This is a genomic window from Pseudoalteromonas shioyasakiensis (genome assembly GCF_024518675.1).
Classification (GTDB): domain Bacteria; phylum Pseudomonadota; class Gammaproteobacteria; order Enterobacterales; family Alteromonadaceae; genus Pseudoalteromonas; species Pseudoalteromonas shioyasakiensis_B.
In genome coordinates, this window is sequence record NZ_JANIGL010000002.1 from 92,964 (window position 1) to 112,545 (window position 19,582).

General features: G+C 40.1%; 23 protein-coding genes. 4 read left to right on the plus strand and 19 right to left on the minus strand.

Features of this window, described 5'->3' with window-relative positions:
- The first annotated feature begins 15 nt into the window (after nucleotides 1-15).
- On the plus strand, nucleotides 16-861 hold the full coding sequence (locus NQT69_RS06100) for a hypothetical protein (RefSeq protein WP_256826811.1): 846 nt from the start codon (nucleotides 16-18) through the stop codon (nucleotides 859-861).
- A gap of 335 nt (nucleotides 862-1,196) precedes the next feature.
- Here the strand turns inward: NQT69_RS06100 and NQT69_RS06105 are convergent, their stop codons facing one another.
- Nucleotides 1,197-1,583 carry a hypothetical protein gene (locus NQT69_RS06105; protein WP_256826812.1) on the minus strand — a complete coding sequence of 129 codons (387 nt, stop codon included), beginning with the start codon at nucleotides 1,581-1,583 and terminating at the stop codon, nucleotides 1,197-1,199.
- Between the two features lie 375 nt (nucleotides 1,584-1,958).
- Between NQT69_RS06105 and NQT69_RS06110 the strand changes: the two genes are divergently transcribed.
- Nucleotides 1,959-2,189, plus strand: coding sequence for a helix-turn-helix transcriptional regulator (locus tag NQT69_RS06110; RefSeq protein WP_256826813.1), 231 nt, complete (start codon nucleotides 1,959-1,961; stop codon nucleotides 2,187-2,189).
- Here the strand turns inward: NQT69_RS06110 and NQT69_RS06115 are convergent.
- The 9 genes from NQT69_RS06115 to NQT69_RS06155 all read right to left on the minus strand — a co-directional run bounded on the left by NQT69_RS06115 (nucleotide 2,143) and on the right by NQT69_RS06155 (nucleotide 10,160).
- Complete coding sequence (locus tag NQT69_RS06115; RefSeq protein WP_256826814.1) at nucleotides 2,143-3,342, minus strand: tyrosine-type recombinase/integrase; 1,200 nt, start codon at nucleotides 3,340-3,342, stop codon at nucleotides 2,143-2,145. The genes NQT69_RS06110 and NQT69_RS06115 overlap by 47 nt on opposite strands.
- Before the next feature lie 451 nt (nucleotides 3,343-3,793).
- Nucleotides 3,794-4,402: a recombination mediator RecR gene (gene recR, locus NQT69_RS06120; protein ID WP_256826815.1), complete on the minus strand. Its 609-nt coding sequence runs from the start codon at nucleotides 4,400-4,402 to the stop codon at nucleotides 3,794-3,796.
- Nucleotides 4,403-4,410: 8 nt separating this feature from the next.
- Entirely contained in the window at nucleotides 4,411-4,737 is a 327-nt protein-coding gene (locus tag NQT69_RS06125; RefSeq protein WP_006792396.1) for a YbaB/EbfC family nucleoid-associated protein, read from the minus strand.
- A gap of 58 nt (nucleotides 4,738-4,795) precedes the next feature.
- The gene (dnaX, locus tag NQT69_RS06130) at nucleotides 4,796-7,228 is read right to left on the minus strand and encodes a DNA polymerase III subunit gamma/tau (protein WP_256826816.1); all 2,433 of its coding nucleotides are present in this window, start codon (nucleotides 7,226-7,228) and stop codon (nucleotides 4,796-4,798) included.
- 3 nt (nucleotides 7,229-7,231) lie between these two features.
- Nucleotides 7,232-7,771, minus strand: a complete 540-nt coding sequence (apt, locus tag NQT69_RS06135; protein ID WP_256826817.1) for an adenine phosphoribosyltransferase — start codon at nucleotides 7,769-7,771, stop codon at nucleotides 7,232-7,234.
- 129 nt (nucleotides 7,772-7,900) lie between these two features.
- Nucleotides 7,901-8,023: a hypothetical protein gene (locus tag NQT69_RS06140; RefSeq protein WP_254911145.1), complete on the minus strand. Its 123-nt coding sequence runs from the start codon at nucleotides 8,021-8,023 to the stop codon at nucleotides 7,901-7,903.
- A gap of 71 nt (nucleotides 8,024-8,094) precedes the next feature.
- On the minus strand, nucleotides 8,095-8,850 hold the full coding sequence (locus NQT69_RS06145; protein ID WP_256826818.1) for an HvfC family RiPP maturation protein: 756 nt from the start codon (nucleotides 8,848-8,850) through the stop codon (nucleotides 8,095-8,097).
- On the minus strand, nucleotides 8,847-9,707 hold the full coding sequence (locus NQT69_RS06150; RefSeq protein WP_444860508.1) for an HvfB family MNIO-type RiPP peptide maturase: 861 nt from the start codon (nucleotides 9,705-9,707) through the stop codon (nucleotides 8,847-8,849). Before NQT69_RS06150 ends, NQT69_RS06145 begins: the two co-directional genes overlap by 4 nt.
- Before the next feature lie 72 nt (nucleotides 9,708-9,779).
- Entirely contained in the window at nucleotides 9,780-10,160 is a 381-nt protein-coding gene (locus tag NQT69_RS06155; RefSeq protein WP_256826819.1) for an HvfA family oxazolone/thioamide-modified RiPP metallophore, read from the minus strand.
- Nucleotides 10,161-10,334: 174 nt separating this feature from the next.
- Between NQT69_RS06155 and NQT69_RS06160 the strand changes: the two genes are divergently transcribed.
- Nucleotides 10,335-11,291 (plus strand): tRNA-dihydrouridine synthase, encoded by a 957-nt coding sequence (locus NQT69_RS06160; protein WP_256826820.1) that lies wholly within the window; start codon nucleotides 10,335-10,337, stop codon nucleotides 11,289-11,291.
- Between the two features lie 72 nt (nucleotides 11,292-11,363).
- On the plus strand, nucleotides 11,364-11,705 hold the full coding sequence (locus NQT69_RS06165) for a TraR/DksA C4-type zinc finger protein (RefSeq protein WP_256826821.1): 342 nt from the start codon (nucleotides 11,364-11,366) through the stop codon (nucleotides 11,703-11,705).
- Nucleotides 11,706-11,721: 16 nt separating this feature from the next.
- Here the strand turns inward: NQT69_RS06165 and NQT69_RS06170 are convergent, their stop codons facing one another.
- The 9 genes from NQT69_RS06170 to NQT69_RS06210 all read right to left on the minus strand — a co-directional run bounded on the left by NQT69_RS06170 (nucleotide 11,722) and on the right by NQT69_RS06210 (nucleotide 19,538).
- Entirely contained in the window at nucleotides 11,722-12,780 is a 1,059-nt protein-coding gene (locus tag NQT69_RS06170; protein WP_256826822.1) for a hypothetical protein, read from the minus strand.
- 114 nt (nucleotides 12,781-12,894) lie between these two features.
- Nucleotides 12,895-14,154: a tetratricopeptide repeat protein gene (locus tag NQT69_RS06175; protein WP_256826823.1), complete on the minus strand. Its 1,260-nt coding sequence runs from the start codon at nucleotides 14,152-14,154 to the stop codon at nucleotides 12,895-12,897.
- Between the two features lie 10 nt (nucleotides 14,155-14,164).
- A complete protein-coding gene (locus NQT69_RS06180) occupies nucleotides 14,165-14,782 on the minus strand; it encodes an energy transducer TonB (protein ID WP_087531728.1) in 618 nt (205 codons plus the stop codon).
- A complete protein-coding gene (locus tag NQT69_RS06185) occupies nucleotides 14,782-15,186 on the minus strand; it encodes an ExbD/TolR family protein (protein ID WP_256826824.1) in 405 nt (134 codons plus the stop codon). The genes NQT69_RS06180 and NQT69_RS06185 overlap by 1 nt, the downstream gene beginning before the upstream one ends.
- 14 nt (nucleotides 15,187-15,200) lie before the next feature.
- Complete coding sequence (locus NQT69_RS06190; RefSeq protein WP_256826825.1) at nucleotides 15,201-15,725, minus strand: MotA/TolQ/ExbB proton channel family protein; 525 nt, start codon at nucleotides 15,723-15,725, stop codon at nucleotides 15,201-15,203.
- Nucleotides 15,725-17,089 (minus strand): MotA/TolQ/ExbB proton channel family protein, encoded by a 1,365-nt coding sequence (locus NQT69_RS06195; protein WP_256826826.1) that lies wholly within the window; start codon nucleotides 17,087-17,089, stop codon nucleotides 15,725-15,727. Before NQT69_RS06195 ends, NQT69_RS06190 begins: the two co-directional genes overlap by 1 nt.
- Nucleotides 17,090-17,095: 6 nt before the next feature.
- A complete protein-coding gene (locus NQT69_RS06200) occupies nucleotides 17,096-17,866 on the minus strand; it encodes a DUF3450 domain-containing protein (protein WP_256826827.1) in 771 nt (256 codons plus the stop codon).
- Between the two features lie 460 nt (nucleotides 17,867-18,326).
- Entirely contained in the window at nucleotides 18,327-18,938 is a 612-nt protein-coding gene (locus NQT69_RS06205; RefSeq protein ID WP_256826828.1) for a response regulator transcription factor, read from the minus strand.
- Between the two features lie 390 nt (nucleotides 18,939-19,328).
- A complete protein-coding gene (locus tag NQT69_RS06210) occupies nucleotides 19,329-19,538 on the minus strand; it encodes a cold-shock protein (protein WP_016707789.1) in 210 nt (69 codons plus the stop codon).
- Nucleotides 19,539-19,582 lie beyond the last annotated feature (44 nt).

Sequence of the window (19,582 nt, forward strand, 5' to 3'; positions counted from 1 at the left end):
AGGATAGCTCGCAGAATGACAAATGAACCCACTCATTATGAGCGGTATTTTGATATTAATATGAAATACACGTTAGGCGCGAATAATTTCCAAAAGTCGGTGAATAGAACGCGTTTAACTGTGCTTATAGCGACACGATTTTCAATCGTCTCTCCGGTTATTATCCGATGGCTCTACCAGGTGAGCCAGCATCAATCACTTGTGCATCTAAATAAACTGGTGAGTGCAGGTTTGCTAACCATGGTACACACTCATCGCAGCCCCGATAATCGGGTGTATGTCCCGACTCGTGCGGGTATACACTATGCCGAAGAGCTGATGAGCATTAATGTCCATTATCGCTCTCAATCAAATCCTAGCCTGCTGGTGAATCAAAACCACATTATGCACAACCTCATTAACGCATATATTCTGTTGCGTGGAGTGCACAACAGCAATCGAGATGGTAAACCTGCACAGTTATGGTCTGCATTTGTCACAGAGCCTGAATTTCAGCGATTGCACACTAAAAGTAGTACGCGTGCTGTGGATGGTGTCGTTTTACTCGCCGATGGCACCACAGCGGCAATAGAGGTTGAAAATTCATTTAAAACAAAAGCGGTCAGAGAAACCGTATTATTAAAATACTTGGCGTCTCTGCAAGCTGGCCACTACCAAAAAATATTCATGTTTTCACAATCACAACGCATATTTGATGATATTCAGCGGCTACATAACCAGTTGTTTGGCGAATTACCGTCTAAATTTAATAAGCGAAAACAGCAGCCACAGTTAACGATAGATGATGTGGAGCTATTACGTGAGTCTATTATATACCGCACTAAATTTTGCCATGACATCACCGCTCTATTTTATTCATAATGAGAACGATATAACTAAACAATAAAAATGACATAGCCAAAACGACGTTAAACACATCGTTTTGACTATGTGACCTAACAAGCTCTACCGTACATTAGAGGGGTAATATCGCATTCGTATCTCCCTGCTCTGGAGCCGCTCTCTAGGCAGTCCACTCCCTACCCTGACAACAATAATAGTGTAGTGAAAAACCATAAGGCCATTCAGTCGTTTTAACTCAGCTAGGACTAAGTTGGGTGGCATTTTTTGGAGTAATGAATGAGCGAAAATATGTCATATATTAATTAGTCACGCATAATGCAAATTAGAGCGACCCAATGGGCCGCTCAGTGTTTTTATTCTATCATTTTTAACCACATGACTTCTGCGAGTGAAAAAAACTCAGCCGGTGGTAACATGAAAATTAATGCAAACTCCTCTGCAAACAATTCACAAAATTTCGCTATTTCATCCAAATACAAAATCAAAAATGCGAACATCTCCACCCCCTCTAAATAACGCCCTGAAAACTCTGGGTTATCGTCTAACAGCGCTTTCGAGATACTTACCCCGAGCACATTACCTACAGCATCACGATGACAATATATATAACGGGTGAATGAAAATTCTAATGTTTTTTGCTCTATTACATCAGCGAGTAGCAATAGTGTTGAGCTATCATCCCATGGCGATTTGCTAGCTCGTACGTATTGGCGAATGAATAGTGATTTTTTCTCGTTCATATTTTTCCTAGTTAGTTTTGACCTCAGAACTAACTAGGAACATCAAACACAAATTTTTTCGGTTTAAGAAAAAATTTTGTAGCCTATAAATAGCATTTATTAATATAAATAATTAAAGAACACTAAAAACTTAATATGAAGCTTTTCTTTTATTGGATTTAATAAGAGGTTGATTATAAAGTTATTTAATTTATTAGAAAGAACCACAGGAAAAAACATTGACTCCTTCAAATCGAAATTAAGCATATATAATAGATAATTGTTCTTAAATTTTCACAAATCTACAAACTACTTTGGTAAATGAAAGAAAAAATTTAATATAGGCCATAACCCGATAGTAAAGAGTACAACTTACATGTTTATTAAGGAAAAAAAATGAGCCTTCCATCCAGTATGTATTACACAACAAAAGAAGTAGCCGCTATGGAAGGCGTTACCCCAGGGTATTTGCTAGAACAAGTCTCCAATGGGAAATTTATGTCACCAGCCCATTATGGGAAGCCAAACCGTTGGTTAAAGTCTACTATAGATAGCTACTATGAGAAATTAAACGAGCAAGCTACTCTCCATTCAGCATGTTCACCCACTTATCAAGCCATTCAGTGAGTTCGTCGAGCATGGGCGACTTGTTATATATCGCAAGTACGCCTTTCATTTTATGCCCTAGCAATTTTTCAGTGAATTGCAAAGGGCAGCCAGCATCCGTTAAATTAGTTGAAAGCGTCCGTCTTAAATCGTGCATTCTAAATGGCCTGACATCTTCAATATTTTCATAACATGCCTTGGCAATTAAACTCACACTTGATCCGCTAGCTGGCTTATCACCACCTCGATTATGAAACATGTGTACAAAGCCTGGGCTTTGCTTCATTAAATGATAAAGATCATTAATCAATATGCTTGGTATTGGCCTTACTATCGAGTGAGTCTTACCTTTTGTATTTTCTCTTCTAACCGTAAATAACGCATTATCTAAGTCAAAATCAGTTTTGTGTGCAGTGTATAGCTCTCTAATACGGCAACCAAAGACCATAGCGCAACGCAAAATAGTTTTGTTTCTATCTGTCAAAGCTAGATGGTCAATCCTACTCCAGATTAACCGACATTCTTTAATAGACAAAAAGTGCTCTCTTTCCTCGTAGTCACTCGCAAAGTCGCTAGGTCTCAGCGCTTCAAAATCTGAATTTGCTATATAACCCAGCCTAAGACAGAACCTAAGCGCAGAACGCAGCTCGATAATTGAGTTAAATGAAAAGCCAACGCCATTGCCTGAATTAATGCTCTCGTCATTCATTGATTTAAACAGTGCTGAAAAGTGGTGCTGACTAATTTCAGAGATATACTGTTCTTTCCATTCATCAGTGATACAAGACGTTATCCTTTTTAATATCTCATCTGGCCTCTCACGCTTCAACAAGCAATATTGCGTATACCAAAAATTTATAGCGTCCATCAAAGTAGGATTATCGTTACCTAATAAATTGACGTTGTTTACCGCCTTCATCTTTCTAGGATCTAAGTTTTTCCTTATCTGGATCATTTGCCGTTCGCATTCTTCTCTAGCTTTGGCAAGTGTCATTGCTGGGTAAGTGCCGATCTTATATCGCGCCGGTTTACCATTTAGCCTATACCTGATCTGAAATGTTATTTTCCCTTTTGGCGAGATCCTTAATGATAAGTTGTCGCCGTCCGATATTTCAGGCTTGCCATTGTAGGGCTTGCCATTAAGACTTTTTAATTTAGCCGCTGTTATTTTCATTGGCCTTGCGCTCCAAGTGTGTACCAAACAATCAAGTAAAACAACTATGGTACACAGCTTGGTACACATTTGTCACGGATAACAGCCTTTCTTATTCGGTGATAGAAGGTGACACAGCGCATTACAAACACATTAAGACATTGATTTTGAATTAATAAAAGTTATTTTCCGAATATATCAGTTTATAGTGGAGATAAATTAAATGGAATGGATCATTAGGTTTAATAGTTGTTTAACTTCTGTTTGAAAGCCTAATGTTTCTTTTTGTGCTGCAGTCATTGTGTAAATCTCCAATTAGCAAATTGTCTGCGTTATGCACTTAATATGGGGCGCGCAGTTAGAACTTCAAGGGATAAACTAAAAAAGGTTTCTTAATAAACCAAAACAATGCAAATAAAAAAGCCCGCGCTCATAATTAATAAGCACGGGCTTTTTTAGTTAAGCAATAGTTCTATTCTTGGCTAACTGCTTTTCGACCAGAAAATGCATGCATTAGGGTCATGCCATCGAGTAAATCAAGCTCGCCTCCAACTGGAATGCCATGCGCGATTCGCGAGGCATCCACTTTATAACGATGGCACAACTGTGCAATATAGTGAGCTGTGGTCTCACCTTCTACTGTTGGGTTGGTGGCTAAAATAACTTCATTAATACCACCTTGGCTCAACTTATTTTCTAGAATATCTAAGCCAATTTCATTGGGGCCAATACCATCAATCGGTGATAAGTGTCCCATTAACACAAAGTATAAACCTTTGTATTGCCCTGTTTGCTCAATGGCAAGCACATCAGTGGGCGATTCAACCACACATAAAATGCCGCTATCTTGACGTTTAGGGCTTAAACAAATTTCGCATTGCGGTTGTTCAGCAAAGGTGCGGCATGACTGACAATGCCCTACAGCACTCATGGCTTTTGTAAGCGCATTGCCAAGTTGAGCCCCTCCCTTGCGGTCGCGCTCAAGTAAATGAAACGCAATGCGCTGCGCGGACTTTGGGCCAATACCCGGCTGGCAGCGCAGTGCTTCGATAAGTTGGCTTAAACTTTGTGAAAGTTGCATTATTTACCTTAGAACGGCATTTTCATACCTGGTGGTAATTGCATGCCACCAGTTACTTTGCTCATGCGCTCTTGTGTTTCTTCTGCTACACGGCGAACTGCATCGTTACATGCTGCTGCAAGTAAATCTTCAATCATGTCTTTGTCGTCTTCCATTAGGCTTTCATCAAGCTCAACACGGCGAACATTGTGATTACCAAGCATGGTTACTTTTACAAGACCTGCTCCGGCTTCACCGACTACTTCCATAGTAGCGATTTCATCTTGGGCTTTTTGCATGCGCTCTTGCATTTGCTGCGCTTGCTTCATCATATTACCCATTCCACCTTTAAACATAATTCTCTCTCTTTGTGTAATCTTTAATTGTCATGAAGATAAGGGCTATTGTAACTAATTACAATGCCTGGATACTGTTTTCATCGATAATCGCAGAAAATAATTGCTGAAATTGCACAATATTTTCATCACTGGTGATCACATCAATTGCTTGCTGATGACGCCCGGCATCGATTTTCTGCTGAATTAAATAAGGTGAATCAATGACACCTTGTGCAAAGTTAATACTGAGTGTGACATTATGCTCATAAATGCTGGACAGTGCAGCATCGAGTTTTTGTCTTAGCATGGGTGTATCGAGATGCTTTTGTGACTCATCCACATCGATGTGTAAATTATTGCCTTGTTTGCTAAAAATAGAATGTAAGGCAAACTGGCGCATTCTGCCTCCTAGCCCCATTCGCTTAATTAAATAAGCCCATTCATCTTGCTGATGAGCAAAGCGGATCTCACTAATCGGGCTTTGAAAGTCATCAGGAACCGGAACACTTGGTTCTTGTTCAATTACTTCAGGCTTTTTTTGTGGGTTAATTTGCTCAAGTAACTCAGGGGCCAAATTTTCGGTAATTGTTTGATGTTTTTCTTTAAAGTCGACCTTTTTTGTCTCTAACTGACTATTTGCGCGTGTTTCGCTCCCCGTCGCTGGGAGCGCTGGCTTTTTTGCACTTTGGCCTGTTTCACTGGACCAAGGTGGCGCATCAATTTGCTGTGGCTCAACCATGCTTACAGGCGATGTTTGCGTCGTTGTTGTATGTGAAGTGTCAGACTTAGATTCATTTTCATCAGGCTGAGACACAGACTGATTAGGCGTTGGCTCGGCTGAGATATTAGCTCCCGATAACTTGCCCGCGCCAGATATATTTCTGTCACGTAAAATACGTGCTATCGCCGACTGCGCTTGTGACTCTTGCTCAGCTATTGATACTGTCGCATCCGTTGCTAAATTGTGTGCCTCTGGCTCACTTGTATTCGCGGCTTCAGCGCTAAAACCTTGCTCTATCGCACTGCTCATCACATCATCAAACTGAGTCGCTAACGTTTGCTCTGTGTCACTGTACTGCTGATACGCGTCGTCTTGGCTTTGTTGTTGAGCCTCGTCGATATTTACTTGCTCAGTGTTATGCGACTTTGCTGAAACCTCAGCAGTGGGGATGGGTTGTACTGGTTGCTCAAGCCCATCATCCGCGGGGTTATTCGCTACTTCAGTCGATGCTGCACTGGAGCTTTCAACATGGGTGTTTTCAGCTGGTTTAGCATCGTTTTTCACAGGTTGCACGGTATTTGCGCTAACCGAGCTGTTAGGCACTGGCTTATTTTTATTGATAATATCGCGCAAAGCACTAGCACGGCCCTGATTATTTTGCACGGGCTGTGTATTAGTGCTTGGCATTGGCTCTGCTGTGGTGCCTGTCGGTTCAAATGCAAGCAGCCTGAGCATAATCATTTCAAATCCTAAACGCGGCTCTGGAGCCCATTGCAAATCTTTTTTACCGTTGAGTAATAACTGGTAATAAATTTGAATTTGTTTGCTATTACTGGCTTGAGCTACTTCTCGAACAAACTCGCTGTTATAGTCGTCTAGTTTGGCAGCATCCGGCACTAATTGTGTTAACTGTATTAAGTGCGTTAAAGCAATTAGATCATCAAGCAAGGCTGTATATTGCGGGTTTTGGCTGGCAATTTGTTCTATTTGAGCCAATAACGAGGCCCCATCTTGCGCAAGTAATGCCGCTAATAAATGTTGACTGTAATGGTTATCCATTAAACCCAACATATTTTGCACTGACTGATGCTGTATATTGCCGTTGGTCTGGGCAATCGCTTGATCGGTCAAACTAAGCGCATCACGCATACTGCCATCTGCGGCTTTAGCTATTATCTGTAATGCTTGGGTGTCAAAGCTCAACTGCTCTTCATTTAATACATATTCAAGCTGTTGTAAAATTTCGGTTTGAGATAATGCATTTAAATTAAACTGTAAACAACGCGATAAAATAGTCACCGGTAGTTTTTGCGGATCTGTGGTGGCTAGTAAAAATTTAACATGTTCTGGCGGCTCTTCTAAAGTCTTTAATAGTGCATTAAAGCTGTGCTTAGAAAGCATATGGACTTCATCGATAAGGTATACTTTGTAACGGCCGCGCGTAGGTGCATATTGAACGTTATCAAGAATTTCACGGGTATCTTCAACTTTTGTCCGCGAGGCAGCATCTATTTCTAACAGATCGATGTATCGACCGGACTCGATATCTTTACAGCTGCTACATTGGCCACATGGTTGCGCTGAGATGCCTTCATCACAGTTTAAGCTTTTTGCAAAAATACGGGCGATGGTGGTTTTACCCACCCCGCGAGTCCCAGTGAACAAATAAGCGTGGTGCAGTCGGTTCTGTGTTAACGCATTGACAAGCGCTTGTTTCACATGTGACTGACCGACCAATTCATGAAAGGTCTGAGGTCGCCATTTTCTCGCTAGGACTTGGTAACTCATTAATTATTCGCCTTCGAATTCAACCAATTTAAGGATGTTAATTCCCATTTTCTCAATGCGTTGCTCACCACCCAATTCTGGTAACGAGACAACAAATGCAGCATCAGTTGCATTCCCACCGAGTTTGTTGACTAGTTTTGCTGTAGCTTCAATCGTACCACCCGTAGCTAATAAGTCATCAACTAATAACACTTTATCACCAGCAACAATGGCATCAGTATGAAGCTCTAATACGTCTTCACCGTATTCTAATTGATAATCTTGTGAGATCACTTCGCGTGGTAATTTGCCTGGCTTGCGCACAGGAATAAACGGGATACCTAACGCGTATGATAGTGGAGCACCAAAAATAAAACCACGAGACTCAGTACCAATGATTTTAGTAAACCCTTGGTCTTTGTAAGCATCAATAAATGCATTAATGGTTGCTTGAAATGCAGCAGGATTCGCCATCAAGGTAGTGACATCACGAAACATAATGCCTGCTTTAGGGTAATCTGCAATTGTGGTAATACTGTCTTTAATAATAGAAGGAGTAGTCATAATTTAAGCTGTTAGATTGTTTATATTACAAAGCCAGCAATTATAACACTAGATATATCGGTTGTCGGTAAGAAGTTAGAGAATTAAAAGATAAGGCTGCAAATAGCAGCCTAAGATCCGATCAACGCATTAAGATACTGTTGTGATCCAGCCCAAAATTGCGTTTAAACAACCTATTCCTACAAAAATTGCTAAAAATGCGAGGAAATACATTGCATTAAACGGGTCTTTAAAATCTTTATCTTCTGACATGGTACTACCTTTATTAAGCGCGACATTTTAAAGCGCACATAATAGTCCATGTAAAATAATCAATAAAGCCTTTAACCTTGATTTTTTGTCACGATCACAGCTTTATCCGCCATGGCTACGAGAGTTTGATAAGCTCCTTGACGAATTTGTTCAGCACTAAATTGGGGAGCTCGCTGAGTAACCTGTTCGCAAAGCTGCGCAAAAAAAAGACCGGGTGAAGCTTCTATTAGTGAGAGTAATAATGCAGTCATCGGGTTTGTTAGCATAAATTGCACTTCATCTGAAGAGTCTCTATAAACAACATAGTAATGAGGCTGTACACTTGGCTCTGTAGGTTGGTGATCTACACTTATTTGTTGCACAGCGAACTGGTAGCTCAAGTTTCGCGCTGTGTCACTAAAATATAAAGCCGTTGAAGCCAGCTCATCAGTAGGGTTAATGATTATTTCATCTTCGTTATGATGGCAAACAGATACATCAAGTTCAACCCACTCATAATGGGCTAATTCAATGATAAAAATTGGATCAGCCGGTGTTTTAGTGTATGTCGTTGCCAGATAATGGATAAACTCACCTGCTATATCTAAAAAATACGGTGATTGACAATCATGTTCGATAAAAAAACGACGTATCAAAGCATGCCAGTCATGCTGTGAATAAAAGGTTTTTAATACCGGGAAGCCTGATGAAATAAACCCAGCTATATTATTAAAAAATAAATCACGATAGATAGCCATGCGGCGATCTTCAATGCCCTGAGGCGCAGATTGGCTATCAGGGTCGCGAATATGTGCCATAAAATCGTGTTGAATAGCTTGAAAACTCATAAAACAGGGCTCAATTGTTGCTTGCTAGCACCGTGCTTAGCTTGTAGCTTGATGATGATATCTAACTCTTTTGTTAATTCACTCATAGTGGGAATATTAAAATCGCGCTCGAGTAAGGTAGGAAATACGCCATGCACTTCATAGGCTTTATCGAGTAGCTCCCAGACAGAGGCAATAACATCAGCACCATGTGTGTCCACTATTAAGTCATCAGCCTCATTGTAGTGACCAGCCACATGACCATAGTCAATACGCTCAGATGGTAAGCCTTGTAGAAACTCTTGCGCATCATAGCCATGATTTACTGAGTTAACATAAATATTGTTTACATCAAGCAGCAATTTACAATCAGCCTGAGCTAAAATCTCGTTAGTAAATTCAAGTTCAGTCAATTCCTGACCTGGCGCTGCATAATACGACACATTTTCAATGGTAATTTGCTGCTCTAAAATATCTTGCACTTGCTTAATACGTTTAACCACATGGTCTATGGCAGGTTCTGTGAAAGGAATTGGCATTAAATCATACATATGGCCTGTACCAGAGCAATAACTTAAGTGCTCACTGTAGCGTTTAATACCATGCTCTTTAAAAAAAGCTTTTAATGCTTTTACAAAATCAATATCCAGCGGCTGAGGCGCGCCAATAGATAACGATAGACCATGACAAAGAAAATCATGTGCACCTGTGAGCGTTTTAAATTGTTTTTTATAACGCCCACCTAATTTAAGCCAATTTTCGGGTGCCACCTCCATAAAGTCAATTTGCTTTGGTACCTGAATGAGTAATTCATCCAACATCTCACGGCGTAAGCCAAGCCCTACCATACCAAATTCACTTTTATTAGAAACACCCATTACAACTCCTTTATTTAAAAGGGCCATACTAGGCCCTTTTATAATTAAAAATAATCGTATCAATAGCGAAGATTAAAGGCTTCCACCACACTTTCCTTCACCGCATTTACCTTCTTTTTTAGTTTTACTGTCGTTTGTTTTGGCGTGGCCACCGCACTTACCTTCACCACATTTACCTTCCATTTTAGCTTTGCCATCTTTTGTTTTAGCATCGCCACCGCACTTACCTTCGCCACACTTGCCTTCTTTCTTTGTTTTAGCATCCTTTGATTTAGCATGGCCGCCACATTTACCTTCACCACACTTACCTTCAGTGGCATCCACTTGATAACCTGTAACGAGTTCTTGATACTCAAATGGATTAGCCTGTGCATCAGTAGATACTAAACTTGCCCCAGTGATAACAACGGCACCTAATGTTAAAGCGATTGAATTATTTTTTACTGTATTCATTGTCTGATTCTCTCTTTTACTCAACGGGTGTAATTATATAGACCTAGCTCAGGGGAAAAACTTTCATCAATATTCATTTTTTAATTATAACTCATCACAACACTATAAATGATTTATCAATTCCGCTCTACAGGGTACACTACCGCTCCAATTTTACAGATATAGTTATAAGCAATGAAATTAGTTTTAGCACCAATGGAAGGCGTGGTCGATTTTAAAATGCGTCAACTACTTACAGACATTGGTGGTTTTGATTTGTGTGTAACCGAGTTTGTGAGAGTTATTGATGCCTGCTTACCTGATAAAGTATTTAATCGCTACTGTCCTGAATTACAAAATAATGGCTTTACTCGTGCAGGCACACCCGTTCGCATTCAATTACTGGGGCAAGTTGCAAGCGCCCTAGCAGAAAATGCAGTTAGAGTGATTGAGCTTGGCTCCCATGGCGTAGACTTAAACTTTGGCTGCCCAGCAAAAACCGTTAACCGCAGTAAAGGCGGCGCTGTGCTTTTAAAAGATCCAGAGCACATGTATGAAATCATTAAAGCCGTACGTGAAGCTGTGCCAAAGGAGCACCAAGTCAGTGCTAAAATCCGTTTAGGCTTTGATGATGATAGCAACAGTCAAGAAATTGTCGATGCCGTTGTCAGCGCTGGTGCAAACAGTATAGCTATTCACGCACGCACTAAACGGGATGGCTATAACCCACCGGCTTATTGGGAGAAAATTCCCCCGCTCATTGCCGGTAAAGAAATAGATGTCGTCGCCAATGGGGAAATATGGCAAGTTCCTGATGCACTTTTATGTCAACAACGCAGTGGTTGTACTGATCTCATGCTAGGACGAGGGGCTCTATCCCACCCAGATTTAGCTAAAAAGATAAAAGCCCACATCAATGCTGAGCAATACCAAGGACTGCAATGGGAGCATATTCTTTATCATATTATTCATTCTTCTATGCATCATGATCCAAGCAAAGATGAAAAGTATTTTGCATCGCGTACAAAGCAATGGCTGGGTTATTTAAAACGCGAGTATCAACAAGCTCATACCTTATTTGATGAGATCAGGCGTTTAAAAACAAAAGAAGACGTAGCGGATGTATTAAAGAAATACGCAATCGCGCCTTAAATTGATACATATCATAATTAGCCTCAGCGAATTTATGGATAATACGTTCATTAATCGGTGAGGAAACTAACCATGATACAGTCGCAACGCACTTTAGAACGCTTAAACAATGAGCTAACATTAAAACGAACAGCATTAATAACAGCCCTCGCTCAATCAAATAATCTCGCCCACCACTCATTGCTGCATACCCTAAAAATGAGTAATCCTGAACACTGGCTCGAGTTAACTGAGCAACAACTTGGCTCCGAATACCACGAATTAATAACTCGTTTAGAAAAGCTTGAGGCAGCTGTATGCCAAATAGAAATTGGACAATATGGGTATTGTTGCGACTGCGAAGAAAAAATTGATGCACAGCGTCTCATCGCTGATCCAGCCAACCAACGCTGTAGCAAATGTGAGCCAGATTAATTAACCAGAGTTCAGGTTAATTAGTCATTTTTAAAACCGGCGCAAAGGAAAAACTAAAAGCGGGATAAAAAATAATATCTGCCACTAAAAACTGTGCTTGCTGAGGTGAAATATTTAATCTTTTTATTAAGTTTACTTTAGCTTGCTGACTAGTCCAAGCATGGTAATGAACACCTAAATCGGTTTCCATCATCGTAAGCCAAAAGGCTTTATCGCTTTCACTCATCTGCTTTATGTGTCGTGATGCTGTAACCGGTAAATTGTAATAACCTTGCTGCCAGTCGAGTCCTTTGGCTAACGACATTGATTGCTTGCCAAGCCACTGCTCAACTAGTGAATGGTTGTGCTCAAGTTCAACAGGGAGTTTTAACGTTTGTGCCTCGAGCTTTGTAAATTGGTTTTGAACTTTAACCAACCAATTCAGTGGTGCATCGGTTGTTCCAGCAAAGTAATTTAGTTTACTTTGGTACCAAGGCCCGCCATTAGGTAAGCCGTGCAAACCTATACTGCCTCGCGGCGTATAGTCTTCAAGATAACGCGTTAAACTATCGAGGGATTCTATTAACACAGAAGAGAACCCTTCTCTGTCTTCAAGTGCTGTAAGCTGCGCTTTTAACGCCGCTAACTCTATCTTATTCAGTTTTAGCTTACTTTGTAGACCCAGCGTTAATTGCTCAGCAGTAAAATCCACCCACTCAGCAATTTTTGGCTGGCTGATGTCGCGATGTAACATATGTTCAACCACATCAATATGAGCCGGCCATGGAAAATAACGCGCTGGAAATCGCTCAGCAATAGTTAAGTAATCAGCTAGCTTTTGCTCTGTTGGTGATAAATCAAGGCCACGTAATGAGTTATATATCGCATGACGCTTTATCAAATACGACTCAGTGAATGGTAAAGACTGAACAAGTAAGTCTTCATTAATGGCAACCTGCGACTCACATGGTTGTAAAAATTCATTGTGTAACTTTAGCTGTTGCGCAACTTGCTGCCTATCTAACTGCTTCATTTCAGGTTCACTGCAAGCAGTGGTTAACAATAAAAGAGAGCCGAGCACCAGATATTTAATCATTTTTTATCCAATCAATGATTTCCTTCCTAAGAAGGATTAGATTTAAAATTTGTTTTATTTCCAAGCAATAAAAAAAGCCCCATAGGGGCTTTTTAAACTGTGTAGCAATGTCTACTAGATTTTAACACCGTTGCGAGCGGCTTTATCTTTAATGTATGTAGACCAACCTTTTGCAAACTTACGTGTGCGTGGGTCATCCATTGCTTTTACAATCGCTGCATAAGCTTGCTTATACTTTTCTTGATAGTAATAAGCTTCAGCTAAATCTGTGTAAATAGTTCCTTTTTTATCAGAACCTAACTCCAGAGCCTTGTTCAAACGAACAACGGCAGCACTATAATTTTGCGACTGAAGTAATAATGAACCTGCTTTACGGTAAAGTTCAGCGTCGTCATCAAACTTAGCAGCTTCTTCATAGAACTTAGCAGCTTTTTCGATATCTTTAGAGCGATGATAGTTACTTGCTACTGCGCTAACGTTTTGTTTATTACGCTTCACAATCTTATCATTCATAGACTCTTCAAGGATTTTTGCAGCCTTGAAAGGAATTTCATTCAAAGAATAGAAGTTTGATAAAACTTTATAGTCAACTTCAGCTTCAAAATAACCATTTTTGTAAGCTACTTCCATTGTCGCAAGACCTTTTTTATAGTCTTCCGTTTGTAAGTAGTACTTACCTAAGCTTACCCACGATTTTTTATCGTCAGGCCAGATACGTACAATTTCTTCGCCAACTTTAACCATATTTTTATAGTCTTTAAGTTCAAAATACGAACCTAATTTAAGTTGATAAGGGCCTTTATTTGGCTCTTTTTGAAGTTTAATAGCCTTATCTGCCGGCTCAAAAACGTCGCGGAATTGTTCTAACTGGTAGTTAGCTTGAGCAATACGGGTATAAACCGTTGCATCTTCTTCACCAGTAAAATCCATCCATCTAACGTAAGCTTCTTTGGCTTTTTTGAATTGCTCAGTACCAGCATACATATCACCTAATGTTTTTAAAGCTTGCTGTTGATCAGCAAAGTTTAATACATCAGGGGCAACAGCTAATTCAAGGTGTTTAATCGCAGTTTTATACTGCTCTTTTTGACCATACATACTACCTAGGTAGCGGTTAACTGTCGCTTTGTCAAAGTCATCAGAAGGATCAAGCTCTTCAAGCATAGCGATTGCTTCATCGAGCTTCTCTTCATTGTACAATTCAAATGCTTTAACTACTTTTTTACCAGTGCGCTCACCCATGATTTTAGTTTTTGCTTTCTTACGCTCTTCAATCTTGGCGTAATCTGGCGCGGCTAAAACCGGTGCAGTAATTACTGCACCTGAGAGAGACATAAGTACTGCAAGTGCTGTTACTTTAGATAAATTTCTCATACTTGCCTCCTTAGTTGCCTTGGTTAAGTTTAAAGTCTAGCTGAACTTGTAAACCAACTTGCTTCTGTGGTTTGCCGTCAATGATTTTAGGACGGTATTTCCACTTACGCAGTGCACGTTTAGCTTCTCTATCGAAAATACGTTTAGGGTCTGCGTCAATTACTTCAACGTCTGTAACCCCACCCAACTCATCGATTGAGAATGAAAGTTGTACCCAACCTTCTTTACCATCACGTGCCGCTTGTGTTGGATATTTTGGTTCAATTCGAACGATAGGTGTCGCATCACCATCACGTCCGAATGCACCTGGACCACTTAGGCCACCAGCCGAACTTCCCACATCGATGCTACCCATGTTAAATGACATAGCGCCCGGATTCGGGTTGTTGTTTTCCGGCTGAGGCGGCTGCGGTTTAGGCGGCTGCTTTGGCGGTGGTGGAGGAGGAGGCGGAACACGCTTCCTCTCCTGCACCTTAGATTCAGGCGGATTCGTCATAATTTCGACTACGATCTGCTCTTTTTGCTCCGTGTTACGGTCAGCCCCACCAGAGATGAGGAAAGCCATGAAGTAGAACAAGCCGAAAGTAACTGCCCCACCTGCAATCAGTGAAAACAGAAAACGAATCATTACTGATCTCCAGCTATTGAAATTCTCAGGTTGTCACCCGTCGCTTTGATCTGGTCCATAACTTTAACCACTGTGCCGTGTTTTGCTTCTTTATCAGCTTGCAAAATGATGACATCAGTAGGTTGTTCTGCTAATAAACTTTCGATCTTTGCTGAAACACGTTCAACATCAACTTGCTGTTTATCAATCCAGATCTCGCCGTTGTTACGAATAGCAATAAAAATGTTAGCATTTTTTTGCTTCGTAGCTTGGGCCGCTTTTGGTTTATTGACCTCGATACCAGCCTCTTTAACGAACGATGTAGTTACGATAAAGAAAATAAGCATGATAAATACGATGTCAAGCATCGGCGTCATATCTACCGCTGCTTCTTCTTCTTCACGAAAACGTTGTTTACGTGCCATATTTAATTCTCTCTCTAGTGATGAGGCATGCTATCTATAAGTTTGGCTTTCACCATTCTCGCTCTTGCCTCAAGGCGTGAGCTAAAGAAAACTCCAGATAGTGCCGCAACCATTCCAGCCATTGTTGGGATTGTTGCCATTGAAATACCAGATGCCATTAAACGTGCATTACCTGTACCTTGGGTAGCCATGGTTTCAAAAACCGAAATCATACCCGTTACTGTACCTAGTAAGCCGATTAAAGGACAAATAGCTACTAATGTTTTAATCAACAACATACGCTGATCTAATTTTTCAGACGCTTCAGAAATCCATGCTTCACGGATTCTGTGTGCGTACCAAGACGTAGTGTCTTGGCGGGCATCCCACTTTGCTACAATTTCCTTCGTCATACGAGGAAACTCAGAAAGTAAGAACCAATAGCGCTCAATCATTAAAACCCACATAAGAAAGAGTGCTATCGCGACCACGTATAATACCTGGCCGCCTGTGCCAACAAAATCCCTGATAGATTCCCAGATCTCCATCAGGACTAGCATTAGGCTTTCTCCTTCTCCGCGTGAGTAGCAACGATACCCGCGCTTTGCTCATCAAGGATGTGTAATACCGACTTACTGCGACCCGCTACAACAGCGTGAAGAAGGATAAGTGGTAATGCAGCAATTAGACCTAGCGCAGTAGTTACAAGTGCTAGAGAGATGTTACCTGCCATGATCTTCGGATCACCTGTACCGAACAATGTGATTGTTTGGAACGTTAAGATCATACCGATTACCGTACCTAGTAGACCAAGTAGTGGCGCGATTGCAGCAAGGATTTTAATGATGTTGATACCAGCTTCGATGCGAGGCGTTTCACGAAGAATCGCTTCGTCAAGTTTAAGCTCAAGGTTTTCAACGTCTTGGTTTTTGTTCTCTTGATACACTTTAAGGATACGACCCAGTGGGTTGTTACCATTTGGTGTAGACACATTTTTAAGCTGGCTCTTGATCTTGCCCGTAGTGATAGTTAAATCAACAAAACGAACTAAGAAGATTAGTAGACCAAATGCTAATAAAGCAGTGATGATATAACCAACTACGTCACCTTGATGGTAGTATTCCATTAGGTCTTTCTTCTGCGTGTTGATACGTAAGATAGCACCACGTGTTGGATCCACGTATACGCCTGCATAGCTATCAGCAGAAGTATTTGCTAAATCATCGATACCCGCAAGGATGAAACCATCAGGTTGCTTACCTAGAGGTTGGATTGATTTAGTTTCTGGTGAGTAAATTAGGTAACCGTCGTCAGTAACTAAGTTGAAGTTACCGATACGCGTTACTTTCTTCACAGAAGAGTTACCGTCAAGACCGGCTACTTCAGTTTCAAATGTAGAAACTTTAGCTGACTCAGTCATTTCAGTTTGTAGGGCAATCCAAAGTTCTTCAAGTTCACGAACTGTTGGAAGTTCTTTAGCAGCGGCAAGTGAACGTAAGATTTCAGCACGGCCTGGCTTTTCAGCAGATACAAGTGATGCTTCGATTGAACCGATTGCATCTTGTGCTGCACGACGTACAACACCAAACATCTCACCTAAAGTACCTTGCGCGTTTTGAAGAGCTTGCTCTTTTTCCGCTAAAGTATTTTCGTTTTGTGCGTATTGCTTAGTTAAGTTATCGCCACGTGTTTTTTCAGCTGATAACTGGCTTTTAGCTTTGTTAAGTAACGCTTGCTTGTCAGCACGAGCAGAAAGGAATTCTTGCTCACGTTGCTTATTGATTTTGCCTTCAGAGATACGCTCTTGCTTTACTTGCTCAAGAATTTTATCTAGAGCATCAGTATTTGCATGTGCATTTAACGCGGTACCTGCAGAAACAGACAGTACTGCTGCAACAGCAAAACCTTTAAATAGTTTCTTCATTATTGATTACTCCGCGCCAAAGATAGGTAGTTTAACAAGTTCTAATGTCGCTTGCTTACGCGCCATACGAATAACTTCTTTAACAGGTTTTAGGTATTCTTCACCTAATTCTTTCCACTGTTTAGTGTTGTTATCCCAAACCCACGCATGCTTTAAGTCGAAAGACTGTGCAACATAAGTAATACGACCTAGCTGGCCGAAATCAACATTGATGCTTTTGCCATCGATTTCAAGCGTACCTTGAGAAGCCGCAACTAATGAGCTATATGCAGCTTCAATAGTGTATGACTCTAGTACTTGACGGAATTTCTCTGAAGTAGTTACAGAAGAAGAAACCATAGTATCACGTAATCTTTCAACACGCGCTAAACGAGTCTCAATGTTAAACGGAACGTCCGCTTTGATGAATTGCTCAAGCGTATCGATCATGCGATACATCAAAGGCACAACGTTTTGTTTAGTGTTGTCGATAGTCGCAATTTGGCGATCAAACGATTCAATTTGTGCGTTTTGGTCTGCGACCAAACGTGCAACGTGATCGTTGTATACTTTCAAAAGCTCAGTTTCATCAACAATGCCACGGTACTCAGCGATAAGCTCTTGAGTTTGACCGTATACGTTGTCAATTTTAGTTTGAGACTTAACCGCAGCCGTTTGAATTTGTTGACCTGCTTTTTGCACGTCATTCAAAGGATCTGCAATCACATTGCTGCTTGCGAATGCAAAAGCGCCAACCAACGCAGTTGCTACAAGACTCTTTCTGATTTTAACAGACATAGTTCCCAACCAATTAAGTAATGTTACTTTTATAATTTAATTACCTCCCGAAGGAGACAACCCTGATATCTTTTAATAGATATCAACCCTCCAATAATGCTAAATGCAATGCACGCTGTCAACTTGATGTTTGGAATAAAACGTAAATAAATAACAATTGAGAATAGAAACTAAAATTCAAAAAAACAGAGGGTTAACACATTTGTAACAATACTGAATATGCGCTTTATGCAAACCCACTATTAGTAACGGTTTTATAGCTGGAGTCTAAATGAAAAACATAAATGTAACATTTTATGATGAGTATAGAGCGTGGACAAAAAGTTCAAAAAAAATTAAATAAAGCGTAATCATTCAGTAAAAAAGCGTATTTATTCAGCAATCAATGCAGCAACATCAATAGATTAATGGCTATAATTACACTTTTTATGCAAACGTGAATTGAAGTTTACAGTTAAACTTAATAAGGATCGTCATTGACCAGCTTAGCCAAAGAGATAACCGAGTCGACACCGAGTTTTTCAAAAATCTTGGTTTTATAGGTACTGACCGTTTTATTACTAATAAATAGTTTTTCACCAATATCTTTATTTGATAGCCCCTCAACCAAGTAGCTCATCACAGTGAGCTCTCGCTCAGTTAAGATTTGATCTATATCTTTTTCATTAATAAGTAAATCTTCTTGCGGGAAAAATGTAAATCCTCGAAGGATAAGCTCGACTGCAGAGGTAATATCTTCAAGGCTTTCAGCTTTATTTATAAAACCTTGCGCTCCGAGTTTAGCAGCCGTTCTAATGATGTGTTTATCTTGTTTAGCGGAAAGAAATAATGCCCTTCCTTTATAACCGTCCAGCAAAGCCCGCTTATAAATACTAAACCCGTCTGACTCTTCCAGTTCGATATCAAGAATAATAAGACCAAAATGATATTTTTTTATGTGCTCTATTGCTGATTTTTGACTTGCTACTGCATAGATATCATTCACTAGGGATGACTTGTTTAACGCTGTTTTAATAGCGGCACAAACCATAGGGTGATCATCAACAATTAGTACATCATTTGCTGTATTCATTCAGTAGTAAACCTTTACTTAGTATTTTCTTATTATCTAAACCTAGTGTAAACCATGATTGTGAATAGTTCATTCTAATAATTAGCTATTAATTTTGCACTACAGGCACAAATTCAATAATACGCAAGCCCGCTGGCGTAGCAATTATTAATACGGTATTAGCTCAATAGCAAATACTACAGCTCTAAATTATTGGTTTAGTTGAACATACAAGGATAACGAATTTAATTACTTTGATACAGAATTAAACAGGTTTGCAGAAGATTTTCAGTAAGAAGGCGCGATAAAAAATTTTAAAATAATGATTTAGTACGACAATATAAGAGGGGGAAATTATGGTGAAACAGAAGACTGTTTCACCAAGATGAACTTAGGTTCACATAATCTAAATTATGCTACTTCTACGTTCTCAGCTTCAGGGCCTTTTTGACCTTGCTTGATGCCGAAAGACACTTGTTGGCCTTCGCTTAGAGTGCGAAAACCTGAGCCTGTAATAGCGCTGAAATGTACGAATACGTCAGGACCATTTTCTTGTTCAATAAAACCAAAGCCTTTAGCTTCGTTGAAGAACTTAACTTTACCAGTAACCGTGTTTGACATACTAAATTTTCCTGTAAGTCAATAATTAAAATTCAGCCAGATTG

Bases quoted from the DNA above. Each gene is read 5' to 3' on its own strand.
- NQT69_RS06100 (WP_256826811.1), top strand. From the start codon at position 16: ATGACAAATGAACCCACTCATTATGAGCGGTATTTTGATATTAATATG.
- NQT69_RS06105 (WP_256826812.1), bottom strand. From the start codon at position 1,583: ATGAACGAGAAAAAATCACTATTCATTCGCCAATACGTACGAGCTAGC.
- NQT69_RS06110 (WP_256826813.1), top strand. From the start codon at position 1,959: ATGAGCCTTCCATCCAGTATGTATTACACAACAAAAGAAGTAGCCGCT.
- NQT69_RS06115 (WP_256826814.1), bottom strand. From the start codon at position 3,342: ATGAAAATAACAGCGGCTAAATTAAAAAGTCTTAATGGCAAGCCCTAC.
- recR (WP_256826815.1), bottom strand. From the start codon at position 4,402: ATGCAACTTTCACAAAGTTTAAGCCAACTTATCGAAGCACTGCGCTGC.
- NQT69_RS06125 (WP_006792396.1), bottom strand. From the start codon at position 4,737: ATGTTTAAAGGTGGAATGGGTAATATGATGAAGCAAGCGCAGCAAATG.
- dnaX (WP_256826816.1), bottom strand. From the start codon at position 7,228: ATGAGTTACCAAGTCCTAGCGAGAAAATGGCGACCTCAGACCTTTCAT.
- apt (WP_256826817.1), bottom strand. From the start codon at position 7,771: ATGACTACTCCTTCTATTATTAAAGACAGTATTACCACAATTGCAGAT.
- NQT69_RS06140 (WP_254911145.1), bottom strand. From the start codon at position 8,023: ATGTCAGAAGATAAAGATTTTAAAGACCCGTTTAATGCAATGTATTTC.
- NQT69_RS06145 (WP_256826818.1), bottom strand. From the start codon at position 8,850: ATGAGTTTTCAAGCTATTCAACACGATTTTATGGCACATATTCGCGAC.
- NQT69_RS06150 (WP_444860508.1), bottom strand. From the start codon at position 9,707: ATGGGTGTTTCTAATAAAAGTGAATTTGGTATGGTAGGGCTTGGCTTA.
- NQT69_RS06155 (WP_256826819.1), bottom strand. From the start codon at position 10,160: ATGAATACAGTAAAAAATAATTCAATCGCTTTAACATTAGGTGCCGTT.
- NQT69_RS06160 (WP_256826820.1), top strand. From the start codon at position 10,335: ATGAAATTAGTTTTAGCACCAATGGAAGGCGTGGTCGATTTTAAAATG.
- NQT69_RS06165 (WP_256826821.1), top strand. From the start codon at position 11,364: ATGATACAGTCGCAACGCACTTTAGAACGCTTAAACAATGAGCTAACA.
- NQT69_RS06170 (WP_256826822.1), bottom strand. From the start codon at position 12,780: ATGATTAAATATCTGGTGCTCGGCTCTCTTTTATTGTTAACCACTGCT.
- NQT69_RS06175 (WP_256826823.1), bottom strand. From the start codon at position 14,154: ATGAGAAATTTATCTAAAGTAACAGCACTTGCAGTACTTATGTCTCTC.
- NQT69_RS06180 (WP_087531728.1), bottom strand. From the start codon at position 14,782: ATGATTCGTTTTCTGTTTTCACTGATTGCAGGTGGGGCAGTTACTTTC.
- NQT69_RS06185 (WP_256826824.1), bottom strand. From the start codon at position 15,186: ATGGCACGTAAACAACGTTTTCGTGAAGAAGAAGAAGCAGCGGTAGAT.
- NQT69_RS06190 (WP_256826825.1), bottom strand. From the start codon at position 15,725: ATGCTAGTCCTGATGGAGATCTGGGAATCTATCAGGGATTTTGTTGGC.
- NQT69_RS06195 (WP_256826826.1), bottom strand. From the start codon at position 17,089: ATGAAGAAACTATTTAAAGGTTTTGCTGTTGCAGCAGTACTGTCTGTT.
- NQT69_RS06200 (WP_256826827.1), bottom strand. From the start codon at position 17,866: ATGTCTGTTAAAATCAGAAAGAGTCTTGTAGCAACTGCGTTGGTTGGC.
- NQT69_RS06205 (WP_256826828.1), bottom strand. From the start codon at position 18,938: ATGAATACAGCAAATGATGTACTAATTGTTGATGATCACCCTATGGTT.
- NQT69_RS06210 (WP_016707789.1), bottom strand. From the start codon at position 19,538: ATGTCAAACACGGTTACTGGTAAAGTTAAGTTCTTCAACGAAGCTAAA.